Below are 17,780 nucleotides of genomic sequence, written 5' to 3'. Positions count from 1 at the left end.
TAATGAAGAATTTTAAATCCCACTTTCAGTTTGGTAAAGAACAGAAAAGTGGGATTTTCTTTTTGTTATTATTAATTGTAATTTTTCAGGCTATATATTATTTGGTTTCAAATGGTGTATTTACTTCTAAAAATAATAGTTTACTGCATAATAAAGAGCTTCAGGTTGTAATAGATTCACTAAAAAATCAATCTGTAAAAAAGAATACATATAAAATGTACCCTTTTAATCCTAATTATATAACAGATTATAAAGGTTATAAATTGGGGATGTCTATTAAAGAAATAGATAGGTTGCATTTGTATAGAGAAACGGGTAAATATGTTAACTCTATAGAGGAGTTTAAGAAAGTAACAAATGTCTCAGATTCATTATTAAAAGCAATATCTCCATATTTTAAATTTCCAGATTGGAAAGCTTCAAAATTTGGCAAAAAAATAACTGTTGCAAATAAGTCTTCTAAAAACATCAATTATACAGTTAAGGATATTAATAATGCCACTGCAATAGACTTGCAGGTGGTAAGTGGAATTGGAGAAAAAATATCTTCCAGAATAGTTAAATTTAGAGATAGGCTAGGTGGTTTTGTGGTTAATGAGCAGTTGCAAGATGTTTATGGTTTAGATAAAGAAGTTTTAAATAGGTTGTTAAAGCAATTTAAGGTAATTAGTAAGCCTGTTATAAGTAAAATTAATATAAACGAGGCTAGTGCTTATGAAATTTCTAAGTTGGTATATATAAAATATGATGTTGCTAAGGCTATTGTGGCTTACAGAGAAGAAAATGGAAGATTTACATCTTTTAACGATTTGGTGAATATTGAGGGTTTTACTGTGAATAAGATTGATAGAATTAAGTTATATTTGAGCATTGATTAAAAAACAACAGGTATGGCAGGTATGTACTTCACAGAAGAGCATCAATTATTTAGAGAAAGTTTAAAAGAGTTTTTAAAAAAAGAAGTTGTTCCTAACATAGATAAATGGGAAGAGTCTGGTACTATAGATCGTTCTATTTGGAAAAAATTTGGAGATATGGGCTATTTTGGATTGGCCACTCCGGAAGAATATGGAGGATTAGATTTAGACCTTTTTTATACAATTATATTTTTAGAAGAATTACAGAAGATTAATTCTGGTGGATTTGCAGCTGCAATGTGGGCACATGCTTACCTGGCAATGACTCACGTTAATAAGGAAGGAGATAAAGCAATTAAAGATAATTATTTGGCTCCAAGTGTTGCTGGTGAAAAAATAGGATGCTTGTGTGTTACAGAGCCTTTTGGAGGTAGTGACGTTGCAGGTATGAGAACTACAGCAGAAAAAAAAGGAGATACTTATGTCTTAAACGGTTCAAAAACCTTTATTACTAATGGGGTTTACGCAGACTATATGGTTGTTGCAGCTAAAACAAGTCCTGAATTAGGAAATAAAGGTATTAGTATTTTTATGGTAGATAAAAATACAGTAGGTGTATCTGCATCTAAATTAAATAAGTTAGGTTGGAGGGCGTCAGATACTGCTGAGATAGCTTTTGATAATGTAACAATACCTGCGGCTAATTTAATGGGTGAAGAAGGCAAAGGTTTTTCATATATTATGCAGCATTTTGCTTTAGAGAGGTTGGTAATGGGAGTTAATGCGCATGCAAGAGCAGAATTTGCTTTGGATTACGCTCGCCAATATATGTCTGAGCGTTCTACATTTGGAAAAACAATAGATAAATACCAAGCACTTCGTCATACATATTCAGATTTATATGCAGATATGGAAATTTGCAGAGAGTATAATTACTCAGTTGCATATAGGTTAAATAAGGGGGAGTATGTAGTAAAAGAGGCTACAATATCTAAGCTGAAATCTACAAAAATGGCAGACGAAGTTATCTACGGATGTTTACAATTTTTAGGAGGTTATGGTTATATGGAAGATTACCCTATGGCTAGAATGTTAAGGGATAGCAGACTTGGGCCTATTGGTGGCGGCACTAGTGAAATCTTGAGGGAGATTATTGCTAAAATGGTAATAGATAAAAAGGAGTATAAGCCTGCAACAAAATAGCCTTTATCATTTTAGCAAAAATAATTTCCAAGAGATTATTGCTAAAATGGTTATAGATAAAAAGGAGTATAAACCTGTAACAAAATAGCCTTTATCATTTTAGCAAAAATAATTTCCAAGAGATTATTGCTAAAATGGTTATAGATAAAAAGGAGTATAAGTCTGCAACAAAATAGCCTTTATCATTTTAGCAAAAATAATTTCCAAGAGATTATTGCTAAAAGTAATTGTAAGTCTAATCTTTAGCTGTAAAGTTTAAAGAAAATAGAGAATAAAAAAATAAGTAGTTGTTAATTGAAAATTAGTTTATATATTTGCAGTCTTAAAAATCACAAAAGAGAGGAGGTTATTGCCCATGTTAATTATACCAGTAAAAGAAGGAGAAAATATAGATAGAGCACTTAAGCGTTTTAAGCGTAAGTTTGATAGAACAGGTGGAATGCGTCAGTTAAGAAAGCGTCAACAGTTTTCAAAGCCATCGGTTGTTCGTAGAGCTCAAATTCAAAAAGCACAATACGTACAAGGATTAAGAGATCAAGAAGAAGTATAGTTCTTTAAGATTTAATTCTTAGTATTTTAGTATAAATCCTATTTAGGTTGATGTCTTTCAATCTAAATAGGATTTTTTCTGTTTAATAACATAAATTGTATCTTTAGTTGTTATGTCGTTAGAAGCTTTTGTATCATACCTGTCATTAGAAAAAAAATACTCAACACATACAGTGACTGCTTATAAAAAAGATATAAGTGAGTTTACAGAGTTTTGTGGGGTAAATTACCAATTGACGTCTATAGATGATGTTCCGTACGCTTTTGTGCGTAATTGGATAGTGGTTTTGGTTTCAAAAGAAATTTCAAATAGGTCTATAAATAGAAAAATAGCATCATTAAAAGCGTATTACAAGTTTTTGCAAAAGATAGGTCGCGTAGTAGTTAACCCTTTAGCTAAACATAAAGCCTTAAAAATATCTAAGAAAATAGAAATCCCGTTTTCTTTTGAAGAGGTAGAGGCAGCTTTAAATGAGGTAGATTTTGAAGCGGGTTTTGAGGGAGAGAGAGATAGGTTAATAATAGGACTTTTATACGCAACAGGTGTTAGAAGGATAGAGTTAGTTAATTTAAAGCTTAAAAATGTAGATGTAAAAGCTAAGACAATTAAAGTTTTAGGGAAAAGAAATAAGGAACGAGTTGTTCCTTTGGCTCCTTTTGTATGTCCTTGGGTGTATTCTTATTTAGAAAATAGAGAAGCTTTACCGGTAATTAACGATGAGGCATACTTTTTTCTGCTAAAGTCAGGAGATAAAGTGTATGAAAGTCTTGTTTATAGAATAATAAATCGTTATTTTAGTAAGGTCTCTTCTAAGCAAAAAAATAGTCCACATATATTAAGGCATACATTTGCGACACATTTGTTAAATGAAGGGGCAGATCTAAATTCAGTAAAAGAATTGTTAGGGCATTCAAGCTTAGCGTCTACTCAAGTCTATACGCACAATAGTATAGCAGAACTTAAAAAAGTACATTTAGCAGCTCATCCTAGAAATAAGAAATAACAATTTTTGTATTGCTGGTATTGTTTAATTTTAAAAACCTTCTCTTATGAAAGTAAACACGCAATCAGTTAATTTTAATGCAAACGGAGATTTAATGTCTTTTGTGCAAACCAGATTAGATAAGTTAGAAACCTTCTATGATAAAGTAATAAGTTCGGATGTTTATCTAAAAGTAGAGAACACAAGTTCAAAAGAAAATAAGGTTGTAGAGATCAAAATTAGGGTGCCTAAAGAAAATATTATGGTAAAAAAGCAATGTAAGTCGTTTGAAGAGGCAATTGACTCTGCATGCAATTCTATTGAAAGACAGCTTGTTAAAAGAAAAGAGAAATTAAGGGTGTAAATTTTTTTAAATTTTTTTTAAAAAATATTTTGAATAACTGAAAACTAGTTATACATTTGCAGTCCGTTAGAAATAGCGGGCTTTTTTAAAGCAGAAAAGCAAGGTTAAAAGCCGATGTAGCTCAGCTGGCTAGAGCAGCTGATTTGTAATCAGCAGGTCGTGGGTTCGAGTCCCTCCATCGGCTCTAAATTTTGAAAATTAAGTCTTGGTTTTAAGTTTAAAACTAAGTATTTTTGAAAGTTCATTTTGTACTGAAAAAAAGTTTTGGGGAGATACTCAAGCGGCCAACGAGGGCAGACTGTAAATCTGCTGACTACGTCTTCGCAGGTTCGAATCCTGCTCTCCCCACAAATTAGTTAAAGCAAAATAAAATTAGGTTATTTTGTTTGAAATAATGATAGTTGTAGATTTTTAATTTTTTTTAGAAATTTGCAGAATAAAAGAAGAATGCGAGAGTAGCTCAGTTGGTAGAGCGTCAGCCTTCCAAGCTGAATGTCGCCGGTTCGAACCCGGTCTCTCGCTCTAAGTTTTTCTAGGTTTTTGAAGTCTAGAGGAAGTTGTGTAAAAATATATTTTGAAGTTGATTTTTTTGAAGTAGAAAATATGTTTTTATAGACAGCGATGTCGTTCCTGATTATAGGCATTGGTTTTTTAGGTTATTTTTAATAATAACAATTAAATTAAACAACGTTTTACGCCGGTGTAGCTCAGGGGTAGAGCGTTTCCTTGGTAAGGAAGAGGTCACGAGTTCAAATCTCGTCATTGGCTCAAGAAGTATAATTTGTACACTAATATATAACTAAGATTAAAACTCATTAAACATGGCAAAGGAAACTTTTGATCGTTCCAAACCGCACTTAAATATAGGTACTATTGGACACGTAGATCACGGTAAAACTACTTTAACTGCTGCTATTACAACAGTATTGGCAAATGCAGGTCTTTCTGAATTAAGAAGTTTCGATTCTATCGATAACGCTCCAGAAGAAAAAGAAAGAGGTATAACAATTAATACTTCTCACGTAGAGTATTCAACTGCAAACCGTCACTATGCACACGTAGATTGTCCAGGTCACGCGGATTACGTTAAGAACATGGTAACTGGTGCTGCTCAGATGGATGGTGCTATTTTGGTAGTTGCTGCAACTGATGGTCCAATGCCTCAAACACGTGAGCACATCTTATTAGGTCGTCAGGTAGGTATTCCAAGAATCGTTGTTTTCTTAAACAAGGTTGATATGGTTGATGATGAAGAGCTTTTAGAGCTTGTTGAAATGGAAGTTAGAGAATTACTTTCTTTTTACGAGTATGATGGTGATAATGGTCCTGTTGTTTCTGGTTCTGCTTTAGGTGCACTTAATGGTGAGCAAAAATGGGTAGATACAGTAATGGAATTGATGGAGGCTGTTGATAACTGGATCGAATTACCAAAGCGTGATGTAGATAAGGATTTCTTAATGCCTGTAGAGGATGTATTTACAATTACAGGTCGTGGAACAGTTGCAACTGGTCGTATTGAAACTGGTGTTGCTAATACAGGTGATGCTGTTGATATCATTGGTATGGGTGCTGAGAAATTAGCTTCTACTATTACTGGTGTTGAAATGTTCCGTAAGATATTAGATAGAGGTGAAGCTGGTGATAACGTAGGTATCTTATTAAGAGGTATTGAAAAGTCTCAAATCAGTAGAGGTATGGTAATCTGTAAGCCAGGTTCTGTTAAGCCACACTCTAAGTTTGAAGCTGAGGTTTATATCTTGAAAAAAGAAGAAGGTGGTCGTCACACACCATTCCATAATAACTACCGTCCACAGTTTTACGTAAGAACAACGGATGTAACAGGAACTATTAGTCTTCCTTCAGGAGTTGAAATGGTTATGCCTGGTGATAACTTAACTATTACAGTAGAATTATTATCTCCTATTGCACTTAGTGAAGGTTTACGTTTTGCAATCCGTGAGGGTGGTAGAACAGTAGGTGCTGGTCAGGTAACTAAGATCATAGAATAGATCTAAAATAATTACATTACATTGAGGGTGTCCTGCCGAGGTAGGATACCTTTCGATGTAAATATAGACGGGCGTAGCTCAGTTGGTAGAGCACTGGTCTCCAAAACCAGGTGTCGGGAGTTCGAGTCTCTCCGCCCGTGCAATAGAAAGGAAATGCGTTTCCTTTTATTTATAAATAATAAAGTAAAACATTCGCATGCTAACATATATTAAAGAATCAGTAGAAGAACTTAGAAATAATGTTACATGGCCAACAAGAGCAGAGGCTTCTAACCTTATGGTTGTTGTCGCTGTTTTTACTATTTTGTTTGCCTTGGCAACTTGGGGTGTAGATGAGCTTTTTAGTAAAGCTGTTAAGTTTTATTTTGATAAAGTTATAAACTAATAACCCTTGTGCTATGTCAGAAGTATTAGAGAAAAAATGGTATGTAGTTAGGGCGGTAAGTGGTCAAGAAAATAAAATTAAAGGCTATATCGAGAGTGAGGTAGCTAGATTAGGTTTTTCAGACTACTTAGAGGATGTTTTAGTTCCTACAGAAAAAGTGGTTCAGGTTCGTAATGGAAAAAAAATAAACAAAGAAAAGGTTTATTTTCCTGGGTATATAATGGTAAAGGCTAATTTAGGAGGGGAGATGGTGCATATTATCAGATCTATAACTAATGTAATAGGCTTTTTAGGAGAAGTTAAAGGTGGCGATCCTGTTCCTTTAAGAAAATCAGAAGTAAATCGTATGTTAGGAAAAGTAGATGAGCTAGCTGTTACAACAGATAGTGTTGCTATTCCTTTTGTATTAGGAGAAACAATAAAGGTTGTTGATGGTCCTTTTAATGGTTTTAACGGAACTGTTGAGAAAATTAACGAAGAAAAGCGTAAACTTGAGGTAATGGTTAAGATTTTTGGAAGAAAAACACCATTAGAGTTAAGTTATATGCAAGTTGAAAAAGTATAATTAAGAACTGTTACATAGTAAAAATGTGTGTTGCTTCCGAATAACATATATTTTTCGAATTTAATTTTATACAATGGCAAAAGAAGTAAGTAAAGTAGTTAAACTACAAGTTAGGGGAGGTGCAGCGAATCCATCGCCACCGGTTGGACCCGCTTTAGGTGCTGCCGGAGTTAACATCATGGAGTTCTGTAAGCAATTTAATGCGCGTACACAGGACAAACAAGGTAAGGTTTTACCAGTTGTTATCACGGTATTTAAAGATAAGTCATTTGACTTTATCGTTAAGACACCGCCAGCGGCAGTTCAGCTTTTAGAGGCAGCTAAGATAAAGAAAGGATCTGGCGAACCTAACAGAAACAAAGTGGCAAGTGTATCTTGGGACCAAGTTAAGCAAATTGCAGAAGACAAAATGGTAGATTTAAATGCATTTACAGTAGAGTCGGCAATGAGTATGATAGCAGGTACTGCAAGATCTATGGGTTTAAAAGTTTCAGGTACTAGACCTTTTTAAAATCTTAAAAGCAATTTAAAATGGCGAAATTAACAAAAAAGCAAAAAGACGCTTACGCAAAGATAGATAAGAACAAACTTTATTCTTTGGAAGAAGCATCTGCTTTAATAAAAGAAATAACTAATACAAAATTTGATTCATCTGTAGATGTTGCTGTACGTTTGGGTGTAGATCCAAGAAAAGCAAATCAAATGGTGCGTGGGGTTGTAACATTGCCACACGGAACAGGTAAAGATGTTAAAGTTTTGGCTTTAGTAACTCCAGACAAGGAAGCAGAAGCAAAAGAAGCTGGCGCAGACTATGTTGGATTAGATGAATATTTGGATAAAATAAAAAGCGGTTGGACAGATGTTGATGTAATTATCACTATGCCAAGTGTAATGGGTAAACTAGGACCTTTAGGTAGAGTTTTAGGACCAAGAGGTTTAATGCCTAATCCAAAAACAGGAACAGTTACTATGGATATAGCTAAAGCTGTATCTGAAGTAAAAGCTGGTAAAATTGATTTTAAAGTTGATAAAACAGGTATTGTGCATGCTGCGATAGGGAAAGTTTCTTTCTCTGAAGATAAAATTGCAGAGAACGCAAAAGAGTTGTTTGATACACTTATGAAATTAAAGCCTACTGCTGCAAAAGGTGTTTATGTAAAAAGTATTTACCTATCTAGTACAATGAGCCCAAGTGTTCAATTAGATCCAAAAGTAGTAGCATAACTGTTGCTTTAAAGTTTATATTATGACAAAAGAAGAAAAATTAAACGTAATAGAAGATTTAACTTCACAGTTAGCTGAAAATGCAACCATTTATTTGGCTGATATTTCAGGTTTAGATGCTGTAGCTACTTCAGATTTAAGAAGAGCTTGCTTTAAAGCGGGTGTTAAACTTTCAGTTATTAAGAATACATTGCTTGCTAAAGCAATGGAAGCTTCGGATAAGGAGTTTGGAGAACTTCCAGGGGTGTTAAAAGGAAACACTTCTTTAATGTTTTCTGAAACAAGTAATGCGCCAGCAAAATTAATAAAGAACTTCAGAAAAAAATCTGATAAGCCTTTATTAAAAGGAGCATTTATTGAAGAAGAAGTATATATAGGAGATGATCAATTAGATGCTTTAGTTAGCATTAAGTCTAAAGAAGAAGTTATTGGCGATATTATTGGATTGTTACAATCACCAGCTAAAAACGTTATTTCTGGACTTAAATCTGGTGGTGGAAAAATCGCTGGAATTCTAAAAACATTATCAGAAAAATAGTACGCACTAAAAACAATTATATTTTAAAAATTTATTAAACGATAGAAAAATGGCAGATTTAAAAGATTTCGCAGAACAATTGGTTAACTTAACTGTAAAAGAGGTAAACGAGTTAGCAAATATATTAAAAGATGAGTACGGTATAGAGCCTGCTGCTGCTGCAGTAGCTGTTGCTGCTGGTGGTGGAGCTGCTGGTGGTGAAGCTGCAGAAGAGCAAACTGAATTTGATGTTGTATTAAAATCAGCTGGTGCTTCTAAATTAGCAGTTGTAAAATTAGTTAAGGAATTAACTGGTTTAGGTTTAAAAGATGCTAAAGATATCGTAGATAGCGCACCAAAAGCTGTTAAAGAAGGTGTTTCTAAAGACGAAGCTGAAGGTATTAAAAAATCTTTAGAAGAAGCAGGAGCGGAAGTTGAGCTTAAATAATAGCAACAACCATAACGTTTTTGGGATAGGTCTTTACGCTATATGCGTATAGACCTAATCCCATTTTTATATATATTGTATATGAAGTAATATACTACGAGAATACTATTCATAACATAATTTTGTCCATTGATGTTCACAAAACAGACTCAAAGAATAAATTTTGCATCAGCTAAGAATATTCCAGATTACCCGGATTTCTTGGACATTCAGATTAAATCATTTCAGGATTTCTTCCAACTTGAAACTAAATCTGATGAAAGAGGCGACGAAGGTTTGTATAATACCTTCTTGGAAAACTTTCCAATTACTGACACAAGAAATCAATTCGTATTAGAGTTTCTTGATTACTTTATTGATCCACCTAGATATTCTATTCAAGAATGTATAGAAAGAGGGTTAACCTATAGTGTTCCACTAAAGGCAAGACTAAAACTTTATTGTACGGACCCAGAACATGAAGATTTTGAAACTATAGTACAAGATGTGTACTTAGGAACAATTCCTTACATGACACCAAGTGGTACATTTGTTATTAATGGTGCAGAACGTGTTGTTGTATCTCAATTACACCGTTCTCCAGGGGTTTTCTTCGGACAGTCTTTCCATGCTAACGGTACTAAATTGTATTCTGCAAGAGTAATTCCTTTTAAAGGCTCTTGGATAGAATTTGCAACAGATATCAATGGCGTTATGTACGCTTACATTGATAGAAAGAAAAAATTACCAGTAACAACCTTATTTAGAGCTATTGGCTTTGAACGTGATAAGGATATTTTGGAAATCTTTGATTTATCAGAAGAAATCAAAGTTTCAAATGCTGGACTTAAAAAAGTATTAGGACGTAAGCTTGCAGCTAGAGTATTAAATACTTGGCACGAGGATTTCGTAGATGAGGATACAGGTGAAGTTGTTTCTATAGAAAGAAACGAAATTGTATTAGATAGAGATACAGTTCTTGAAAAAGAACACATTGCCGAAATTATGGAGGCAGATGTAAAAACTATTCTTTTACATAAAGAGAATAATGCACAATCTGATTATGCAATTATTCATAATACATTACAAAAAGATCCAACAAACTCAGAAAAAGAGGCTGTTGAGCATATTTATAGACAATTACGTAATGCTGAGCCGCCAGATGAGGAAACAGCACGTGGTATTATAGATAAATTATTCTTCTCTGACCAACGTTACAACTTAGGTGAAGTAGGTCGTTATAGAATGAATAAAAAATTACAGTTAGATATTGGAATGGACAAGCAAGTCTTGACTAAAGAAGATATTATAACTATTATTAAATACTTAATAGAGCTTATAAACTCTAAAGCAGAGATTGATGATATTGACCACTTGTCTAACCGTCGTGTACGTACAGTAGGTGAGCAATTATCTCAGCAGTTTGGTGTAGGACTTGCTCGTATGGCAAGAACTATTCGTGAACGTATGAACGTTAGAGATAACGAAGTATTTACACCTATTGATTTGATTAATGCAAAGACATTGTCTTCTGTAATTAATTCTTTCTTTGGAACAAACCAGTTATCTCAGTTTATGGATCAAACAAATCCATTAGCAGAAATAACACACAAACGTAGATTGTCTGCCCTTGGGCCAGGTGGTTTATCAAGAGAAAGAGCAGGGTTTGAGGTACGTGATGTTCACTATACACACTACGGTAGACTTTGTCCTATTGAGACTCCTGAAGGACCAAATATTGGACTTATTTCTTCATTGTCTGTATATGCAAAAGTGAATCCTATGGGATTCTTAGAAACTCCTTACCGTAAGGTTACTAATGGTGTTGTAGATACAGAAGAATATGCATATTTAAGTGCAGAGGAAGAGGAAGGTATGAAAATATCTCAAGCCAATATTCCTTTAAAAGAAGATGGAGAAATAGATGTAGATAAGGTTATTGCTCGTGAAGAGGGTGATTTCCCAGTTGTAGATCCTGCAGAAATTAATTATACAGACGTTGCTCCAAATCAAATTGCATCAATATCTGCCTCTTTAATTCCGTTCTTAGAACATGATGATGCCAACCGTGCATTGATGGGATCTAACATGATGCGTCAGGCAGTTCCTTTGTTAAGACCAGAATCTCCAATTGTTGGTACTGGTTTAGAACGTCAGGTAGCATCAGACTCTAGAGTTTTAATTAACGCAGAAGGAGATGGTGTTGTTGAGTATGTAGATTCTCAAAAAGTTACTATTAAGTATGATAGAACTGAAGAGGAACGTTTAGTTAGTTTTGAAGAAGACTCTAAAACATATAACTTGGTTAAGTTTAGAAAAACAAACCAAGGTACAAGTATTAACCTTAAACCTATTGTAGAAAAAGGTGATAAGGTTAAAAAAGGTCAAGTATTATGTGAAGGTTATGCTACTCAATTAGGAGAGTTAGCCTTAGGTAGAAATATGAAAGTAGCCTTTATGCCTTGGAAAGGGTATAACTTTGAGGATGCAATTGTGATTTCTGAAAAAGTAGTTCGTGAAGACATTTTTACATCTATACATATTGATGAGTATTCTTTAGAAGTAAGAGATACTAAATTAGGAGCAGAAGAATTAACACATGATATCCCTAACGTTTCTGAAGAAGCTACTAAAGATTTAGATGAAAACGGGATGATCCGTATAGGTGCAGAAGTTAAACCTGGTGATATTTTAATTGGTAAAATTACTCCAAAAGGAGAATCAGATCCAACACCAGAAGAAAAATTACTTCGTGCTATATTCGGTGATAAGGCAGGAGACGTTAAAGATGCATCTTTAAAAGCATCACCATCTTTAAGAGGTGTTGTAATAGGTAAGAAATTATTTTCTAGATCTATTAAAGATAAACGTACTCGTGTAGAAGATAAAGATGCTATTAATAAATTAGAGCTAGAATACGAAGTTAAATTCCAACAGCTTAAAGATATATTAGTAGAAAAACTATTTACATTAGTTAATGGTAAAACATCACAGGGTGTACTTAATGACTTAGGAGAAGAAGTTCTTCCAAAAGGTAAAAAGTACTCTATGAAAATGTTAAACTCTGTTGATGATTTTGCTCACCTTGTAGGTGGAAGCTGGACAGTAGATAAGGATCTTAATGCAATGGTTGCAGATTTAATTCACAACTATAAAATTAAGCTTAACGATCTTCAAGGAAACTTAAGAAGAGATAAATTTACTATTTCTGTTGGTGATGAGTTACCTCCAGGAATAATGAAATTAGCTAAAGTTTATGTTGCTAAAAAACGTAAACTTAAAGTTGGTGATAAAATGGCTGGTCGTCACGGTAACAAAGGTATTGTTGCCCGTATTGTACGTCATGAAGATATGCCTTTCTTAGAAGACGGAACTCCAGTAGATATCGTATTAAACCCATTAGGTGTACCATCTCGTATGAACATTGGGCAAATATATGAGACTGTATTAGGTTGGGCCGGTTTAAAATTAGGCAAAAAGTATGCAACTCCAATTTTTGATGGTGCTACATTAGAACAAATTAACGGATACACAGATGAAGCAGGTATACCACGTTTTGGTCATACTTACTTATACGATGGTGGAACTGGAAAACGTTTTGATCAGCCAGCAACTGTAGGTGTTATTTACATGCTTAAATTAGGACATATGGTAGATGATAAAATGCACGCTCGTTCTATAGGTCCATATTCTTTAATTACACAACAACCATTAGGTGGTAAAGCACAATTTGGTGGTCAGCGTTTTGGAGAGATGGAAGTATGGGCACTAGAAGCATATGGTGCGTCTGCAACACTAAGAGAAATATTAACAGTTAAGTCTGATGATGTTATTGGTAGAGCTAAAACGTATGAGTCTATTGTAAAAGGCGAAACAATGCCAGAACCTGGTTTACCAGAATCTTTCAATGTATTAATGCATGAACTTAAGGGATTAGGTTTAGATATTAGATTGGAAGAATAACAAGACCTTGTCTTGAACACTATTTGTTAGATATATTTAATTTTAAGATCACCATATTGTTATGGCTAGACCAAAGGATAATAATACAATAAAAAGGTTCGATAAAATTTCAATCGGATTGGCATCTCCAGAAGCTATTTTGGCAGAGTCAAGAGGGGAAGTTTTAAAACCTGAAACAATTAATTATAGAACCCACAAACCAGAAAGGGATGGTCTTTTCTGTGAGCGTATTTTTGGCCCTGTAAAGGATTATGAGTGTGCCTGTGGTAAATACAAACGTATCCGTTACCGTGGTATTGTTTGTGACCGTTGTGGGGTAGAGGTTACAGAAAAGAAAGTACGTAGAGACAGAGTTGGGCACATTAACTTAGTAGTTCCTGTTGCTCACATCTGGTACTTCCGTTCTTTACCAAATAAAATAGGTTACTTATTAGGATTACCTTCTAAGAAATTAGACATGATCATCTATTATGAGCGTTATGTTGTAATTCAGCCAGGTATTGCTAAAGGACCAGAAGGTGAAGAAATTCAGAAAATGGATTTCTTGACTGAAGAAGAATACTTAAACATACTAGAGTCTATACCAGTAGAAAACCAATATTTGGAAGATACAGATCCAAATAAGTTTATTGCTAAAATGGGTGCTGAATGTTTAATAGAATTATTGTCAAGAATTAACTTAGACGAATTGTCATTTGAGTTAAGACATAAGGCAAATACAGAAACATCTAAACAACGTAAAACTGAAGCGTTAAAGCGTTTACAGGTTGTAGAATCATTAAGGGAGTCTCAAGAAAATAGAGAAAACAGACCTGAGTGGATGATTATGAAAGTAATCCCAGTTATTCCACCAGAGCTTAGACCTTTAGTGCCATTAGATGGTGGTCGTTTTGCAACATCAGATTTAAATGATTTATATAGAAGAGTAATAATCAGAAACAATCGTTTAAAAAGATTGGTAGAGATAAAGGCTCCAGAAGTAATTCTTAGAAATGAGAAACGTATGCTTCAGGAATCTGTAGATTCTCTTTTTGATAATACACGTAAATCATCAGCGGTAAAAACTGAATCTAATAGACCATTAAAATCATTATCAGATTCTTTAAAAGGTAAACAAGGGCGTTTCCGTCAAAACCTATTAGGTAAACGTGTAGATTATTCTGCTCGTTCGGTAATTGTTGTTGGGCCAGAATTGAAGTTATTTGAGTGTGGTTTACCAAAAGATATGGCTGCAGAGCTTTACAAACCTTTTGTTATACGTAAGTTAATAGAAAGAGGTATTGTAAAAACAGTTAAATCTGCTAAGAAAATTATAGATAAAAAAGAGCCAGTAGTTTGGGATATTTTGGAAAACGTTCTTAAAGGACACCCAGTATTACTAAACCGTGCTCCTACGCTTCACCGTTTAGGTATACAGGCATTTCAGCCAAAACTTATAGAAGGTAAAGCTATCCGTTTACACCCATTAGTATGTACGGCATTTAACGCCGATTTTGATGGGGATCAAATGGCAGTACACTTACCATTAGGTCCAGAAGCAATTTTGGAAGCTCAGTTGTTAATGCTTGCATCACACAACATATTAAACCCTGCTAATGGTTCACCAATAACAGTACCTTCTCAGGATATGGTTTTAGGTCTTTATTATATGACTAAAGAACGTAAATCTACTCCAGAGGTGCCAATTAAAGGTGAAGGGTTAACTTTCTATTCTGATGAAGAAGTTGTAATAGCTTTTAATGAGGGAAGACTTGATTTAAATGCAGGTATAAAAGTAAGAGCAAAAGACTTTAATGAAGAAGGAGAACTTGTATACCAAATAATACCTACTACAACAGGTAGAGTTTTATTTAATATGATGGTGCCAGAACAGGCAGGTTATATTAATGATGTATTAAATAAAAAATCTTTAAGAGATATTATTGGTGGTATTTTGGCTGTTACAGACGTGCCAACTACTGCAGAATTCTTAGATAAGATAAAAACTTTAGGATATGAATTTGCCTTTAAAGGTGGTTTATCTTTTAGTTTAGGAGATATTATTATCCCTAAAGAAAAACACGAAATGATTGCAGAGGCTAACGGTCAAGTAGACGGTATTATGGCTAACTACAACATGGGTCTTATTACTAACAATGAGCGTTACAACCAGGTAATTGATGTTTGGACATCTACCAATGCAATGCTTACAGAGTTAGCAATGAAGCGTATTCGTGAAGATCAGCAAGGATTTAACTCTGTGTATATGATGTTAGATTCTGGTGCAAGGGGTTCTAAAGAGCAAATTCGTCAGTTAACTGGTATGCGTGGATTAATGGCTAAGCCTAAAAAATCTACTGCAGGTGGTGGTGAAATTATTGAAAACCCTATTCTTTCTAACTTTAAGGAAGGTTTATCAATTCTTGAATACTTTATTTCTACTCACGGTGCACGTAAAGGTCTTGCAGATACCGCTTTAAAAACTGCCGATGCGGGGTATTTAACTCGTCGTTTGGTTGATGTATCACAAGATGTTATCATTAACACAGAAGACTGTGGAACATTAAGAGGTATAGAAGTTTCAGCTTTAAAGAAAAACGAAGAAATAGTTGAATCTTTAGGAGCTCGTATTCTAGGTAGAATTTCACTACATGATTTATTTGATCCTGTAACGGAAGAACAATTATTATCTGCTGGTCAGTTAATAGTAGAGTCTGATGTTAAGAAAATTGAAGCATCACCAATAGAGAGCGTAGAAGTACGTTCTGCATTAACTTGTGAGGCAGAAAAAGGAATTTGTGGTAAATGTTATGGTCGTAACCTTTCAACCAATAAAATGGTACAAAGAGGTGAGGCTGTAGGTGTTGTTGCTGCACAGTCTATTGGAGAGCCAGGTACACAGTTAACACTACGTACATTCCACGTGGGTGGTATTGCAGGTAACATTTCTGAGGATAATAAATTAGAAGCTAAATTTGCAGGTATTGCAGAAATAGAAGATTTAAGAACTGTTAATGGTGAAGATAATGAGGGTAACAAAGTAAAAATTGTTATCTCTAGAACATCAGAAATAAAAATAGTTGATGCTAAAACAGGTATTACTTTAAGTACAAGTAACATACCTTACGGTTCTCAACTAGCTATAGAAAACGGAGCTAAAGTTGCTAAAGGTGATGTAATATGTTCTTGGGATCCATATAACGGTGTAATTGTATCAGAATTTACTGGTAAAGTTTCATACGAAAATATAGAACAAGGTGTTACTTACCAGGTAGAGATAGATGAACAAACAGGTTTCCAGGAAAAAGTAATTTCAGAATCTAGAAACAAGAAGTTAATACCAACATTATTAGTTAAAAATAATAATGATGAGATATTACGTTCTTACAACCTTCCAGTTGGATCTCACATTATGGTAGATGACAATGATAAGGTTACTGAGGGTATGACGTTAGTTAAAATTCCACGTAAGTCTGCTAAGTCTGGTGATATTACGGGTGGTCTTCCAAGAGTTACAGAACTTTTCGAAGCACGTAACCCATCTAACCCAGCAGTTGTTTCAGAAATTGATGGTGTTGTTTCTTTTGGTAAAATTAAAAGAGGTAACCGTGAAATTATTATAGAGTCTAAATTAGGTGATGTTAAAAAGTACTTAGTAAAACTATCAAATCAAATTCTTGTACAAGAAAATGATTATGTTAGAGCTGGTATGCCATTATCTGATGGATCTATAACACCTGCAGATATCTTAGCAATTAAAGGCCCTTCTGCTGTACAACAATACTTAGTGAACGAAGTTCAGGAAGTATATCGTTTACAAGGTGTAAAAATTAATGACAAGCACTTTGAGGTTGTTGTTAGACAAATGATGCGTAAAGTTCGTATACAAGATCCGGGTGATACTATTTTCTTAGAAAACCAATTGGCACATAAAGAAGATTTTATCAGAGAGAATGATGAGATTTACGGTAAAAAAGTTGTTGAAGAGGCAGGAGATTCTGATAACTTAAAAGCTGGACAAATAATAACAGCTAGAGAGTTAAGAGATGAAAACTCAATCTTGAGACGTGCTGATAAAGCATTAGTATCTGCTAGAGATGCTGTTGCAGCAACTGCAACACCAATTTTACAAGGTATTACAAGAGCATCTTTACAAACTAAATCTTTCATCTCAGCGGCATCGTTCCAGGAGACAACTAAAGTATTAAACGAGGCAGCAGTAGCTGGTAAGGTTGATAACTTAGAAGGATTAAAAGAAAATGTAATTGTTGGTCATAAGATTCCTGCAGGAACAGGTATGAGAGATTATGATAGCATCATAGTAGGTTCTAAAGAAGAATATGATGAGATTATGGCTCGTAAAGAGGAACTTAAATTTTAAGTTGTATGAGTGATTCTAGTCAAGATCAGAAGCAAATAAATATTGAATTGGATGAGAAAACTGCTGAAGGAGTTTATTCTAATTTGGCAATAATTAACCATTCAGTATCAGAATTTGTAGTAGACTTTGTTAGTTTAATGCCAGGAGCACCAAAGGCAAAAGTGAAAAGTAGAATTATACTTACACCACAACATGCTAAAAAGCTTTTAAAAGCATTAAATGATAATGTTCAACGTTTTGAAAAGGCTCACGGAGCAATTAAAGATTATGAGCAGCCTTCAGTACCAATTAATTTTGGTCCAACAGGAGAAGCATAATAAAAGAACCACGCAATTTGCGTGGTTTTCTTTTTTATAAAAAATAGGTAATAAAAA

Annotated in this window: 15 protein-coding genes and 5 tRNA genes; all 20 read left to right on the top strand. The window is 34.1% G+C overall.

Features of this window, described 5'->3' with window-relative positions:
• Positions 1–2: 2 nt before the first annotated feature.
• The 20 genes from CELLY_RS02715 to CELLY_RS02620 all read left to right on the top strand — a co-directional run bounded on the left by CELLY_RS02715 (position 3) and on the right by CELLY_RS02620 (position 17,723).
• A complete protein-coding gene (locus tag CELLY_RS02715; RefSeq protein WP_013620119.1) occupies positions 3–878 on the top strand; it encodes a ComEA family DNA-binding protein in 876 nt (291 codons plus the stop codon).
• Positions 879–890: 12 nt separating this feature from the next.
• Positions 891–2,060, top strand: a complete 1,170-nt coding sequence (locus tag CELLY_RS02710) for an acyl-CoA dehydrogenase family protein (protein WP_013620118.1) — start codon at positions 891–893, stop codon at positions 2,058–2,060.
• A 355-nt stretch (positions 2,061–2,415) separates the two neighbouring features.
• A complete protein-coding gene (gene rpsU, locus CELLY_RS02705; protein WP_013620117.1) occupies positions 2,416–2,610 on the top strand; it encodes a 30S ribosomal protein S21 in 195 nt (64 codons plus the stop codon).
• Positions 2,611–2,722: 112 nt separating this feature from the next.
• Positions 2,723–3,613 (top strand): tyrosine-type recombinase/integrase, encoded by an 891-nt coding sequence (locus CELLY_RS02700; RefSeq protein WP_013620116.1) that lies wholly within the window; start codon positions 2,723–2,725, stop codon positions 3,611–3,613.
• 46 nt (positions 3,614–3,659) lie between these two features.
• Positions 3,660–3,956: a ribosome hibernation-promoting factor, HPF/YfiA family gene (gene hpf, locus CELLY_RS02695; protein WP_013620115.1), complete on the top strand. Its 297-nt coding sequence runs from the start codon at positions 3,660–3,662 to the stop codon at positions 3,954–3,956.
• A 110-nt stretch (positions 3,957–4,066) separates the two neighbouring features.
• Positions 4,067–4,140, top strand: a tRNA-Thr gene (locus tag CELLY_RS02690).
• 82 nt (positions 4,141–4,222) lie between these two features.
• Positions 4,223–4,304 (top strand) — tRNA-Tyr (locus tag CELLY_RS02685).
• A gap of 101 nt (positions 4,305–4,405) precedes the next feature.
• Positions 4,406–4,478, top strand: a tRNA-Gly gene (locus tag CELLY_RS02680).
• 174 nt (positions 4,479–4,652) lie between these two features.
• Positions 4,653–4,724 (top strand) — tRNA-Thr (locus CELLY_RS02675).
• 53 nt (positions 4,725–4,777) lie between these two features.
• A complete protein-coding gene (gene tuf, locus CELLY_RS02670) occupies positions 4,778–5,965 on the top strand; it encodes an elongation factor Tu (RefSeq protein ID WP_013620114.1) in 1,188 nt (395 codons plus the stop codon).
• A gap of 67 nt (positions 5,966–6,032) precedes the next feature.
• Positions 6,033–6,105: transfer RNA gene (locus CELLY_RS02665), tRNA-Trp, on the top strand.
• Between the two features lie 56 nt (positions 6,106–6,161).
• Positions 6,162–6,350, top strand: a complete 189-nt coding sequence (secE, locus tag CELLY_RS02660; RefSeq protein ID WP_013620113.1) for a preprotein translocase subunit SecE — start codon at positions 6,162–6,164, stop codon at positions 6,348–6,350.
• A 13-nt stretch (positions 6,351–6,363) separates the two neighbouring features.
• Positions 6,364–6,915, top strand: coding sequence for a transcription termination/antitermination protein NusG (gene nusG, locus CELLY_RS02655; RefSeq protein ID WP_013620112.1), 552 nt, complete (start codon positions 6,364–6,366; stop codon positions 6,913–6,915).
• Between the two features lie 73 nt (positions 6,916–6,988).
• Positions 6,989–7,426 (top strand): 50S ribosomal protein L11, encoded by a 438-nt coding sequence (gene rplK, locus CELLY_RS02650; protein WP_013620111.1) that lies wholly within the window; start codon positions 6,989–6,991, stop codon positions 7,424–7,426.
• 20 nt (positions 7,427–7,446) lie between these two features.
• Complete coding sequence (gene rplA, locus CELLY_RS02645) at positions 7,447–8,139, top strand: 50S ribosomal protein L1 (RefSeq protein WP_013620110.1); 693 nt, start codon at positions 7,447–7,449, stop codon at positions 8,137–8,139.
• A 22-nt stretch (positions 8,140–8,161) separates the two neighbouring features.
• Complete coding sequence (gene rplJ / locus CELLY_RS02640) at positions 8,162–8,677, top strand: 50S ribosomal protein L10 (RefSeq protein ID WP_013620109.1); 516 nt, start codon at positions 8,162–8,164, stop codon at positions 8,675–8,677.
• A 49-nt stretch (positions 8,678–8,726) separates the two neighbouring features.
• On the top strand, positions 8,727–9,104 hold the full coding sequence (rplL, locus tag CELLY_RS02635) for a 50S ribosomal protein L7/L12 (RefSeq protein ID WP_013620108.1): 378 nt from the start codon (positions 8,727–8,729) through the stop codon (positions 9,102–9,104).
• 132 nt (positions 9,105–9,236) lie between these two features.
• The gene (gene rpoB / locus CELLY_RS02630; protein WP_013620107.1) at positions 9,237–13,046 is read left to right on the top strand and encodes a DNA-directed RNA polymerase subunit beta; all 3,810 of its coding nucleotides are present in this window, start codon (positions 9,237–9,239) and stop codon (positions 13,044–13,046) included.
• A 61-nt stretch (positions 13,047–13,107) separates the two neighbouring features.
• On the top strand, positions 13,108–17,406 hold the full coding sequence (gene rpoC / locus CELLY_RS02625; RefSeq protein WP_013620106.1) for a DNA-directed RNA polymerase subunit beta': 4,299 nt from the start codon (positions 13,108–13,110) through the stop codon (positions 17,404–17,406).
• A 5-nt stretch (positions 17,407–17,411) separates the two neighbouring features.
• Positions 17,412–17,723, top strand: a complete 312-nt coding sequence (locus tag CELLY_RS02620) for a DUF3467 domain-containing protein (RefSeq protein ID WP_013620105.1) — start codon at positions 17,412–17,414, stop codon at positions 17,721–17,723.
• Positions 17,724–17,780: the final 57 nt, after the last annotated feature.

The sequence above is a fragment of the Cellulophaga lytica DSM 7489 genome (genome assembly GCF_000190595.1).
Taxonomy (GTDB): Bacteria; Bacteroidota; Bacteroidia; order Flavobacteriales; family Flavobacteriaceae; genus Cellulophaga; species Cellulophaga lytica.
The sequence above is the reverse complement of the archived record's forward strand: the minus strand, read 5'-3'. Positions and strand labels throughout refer to the sequence as shown.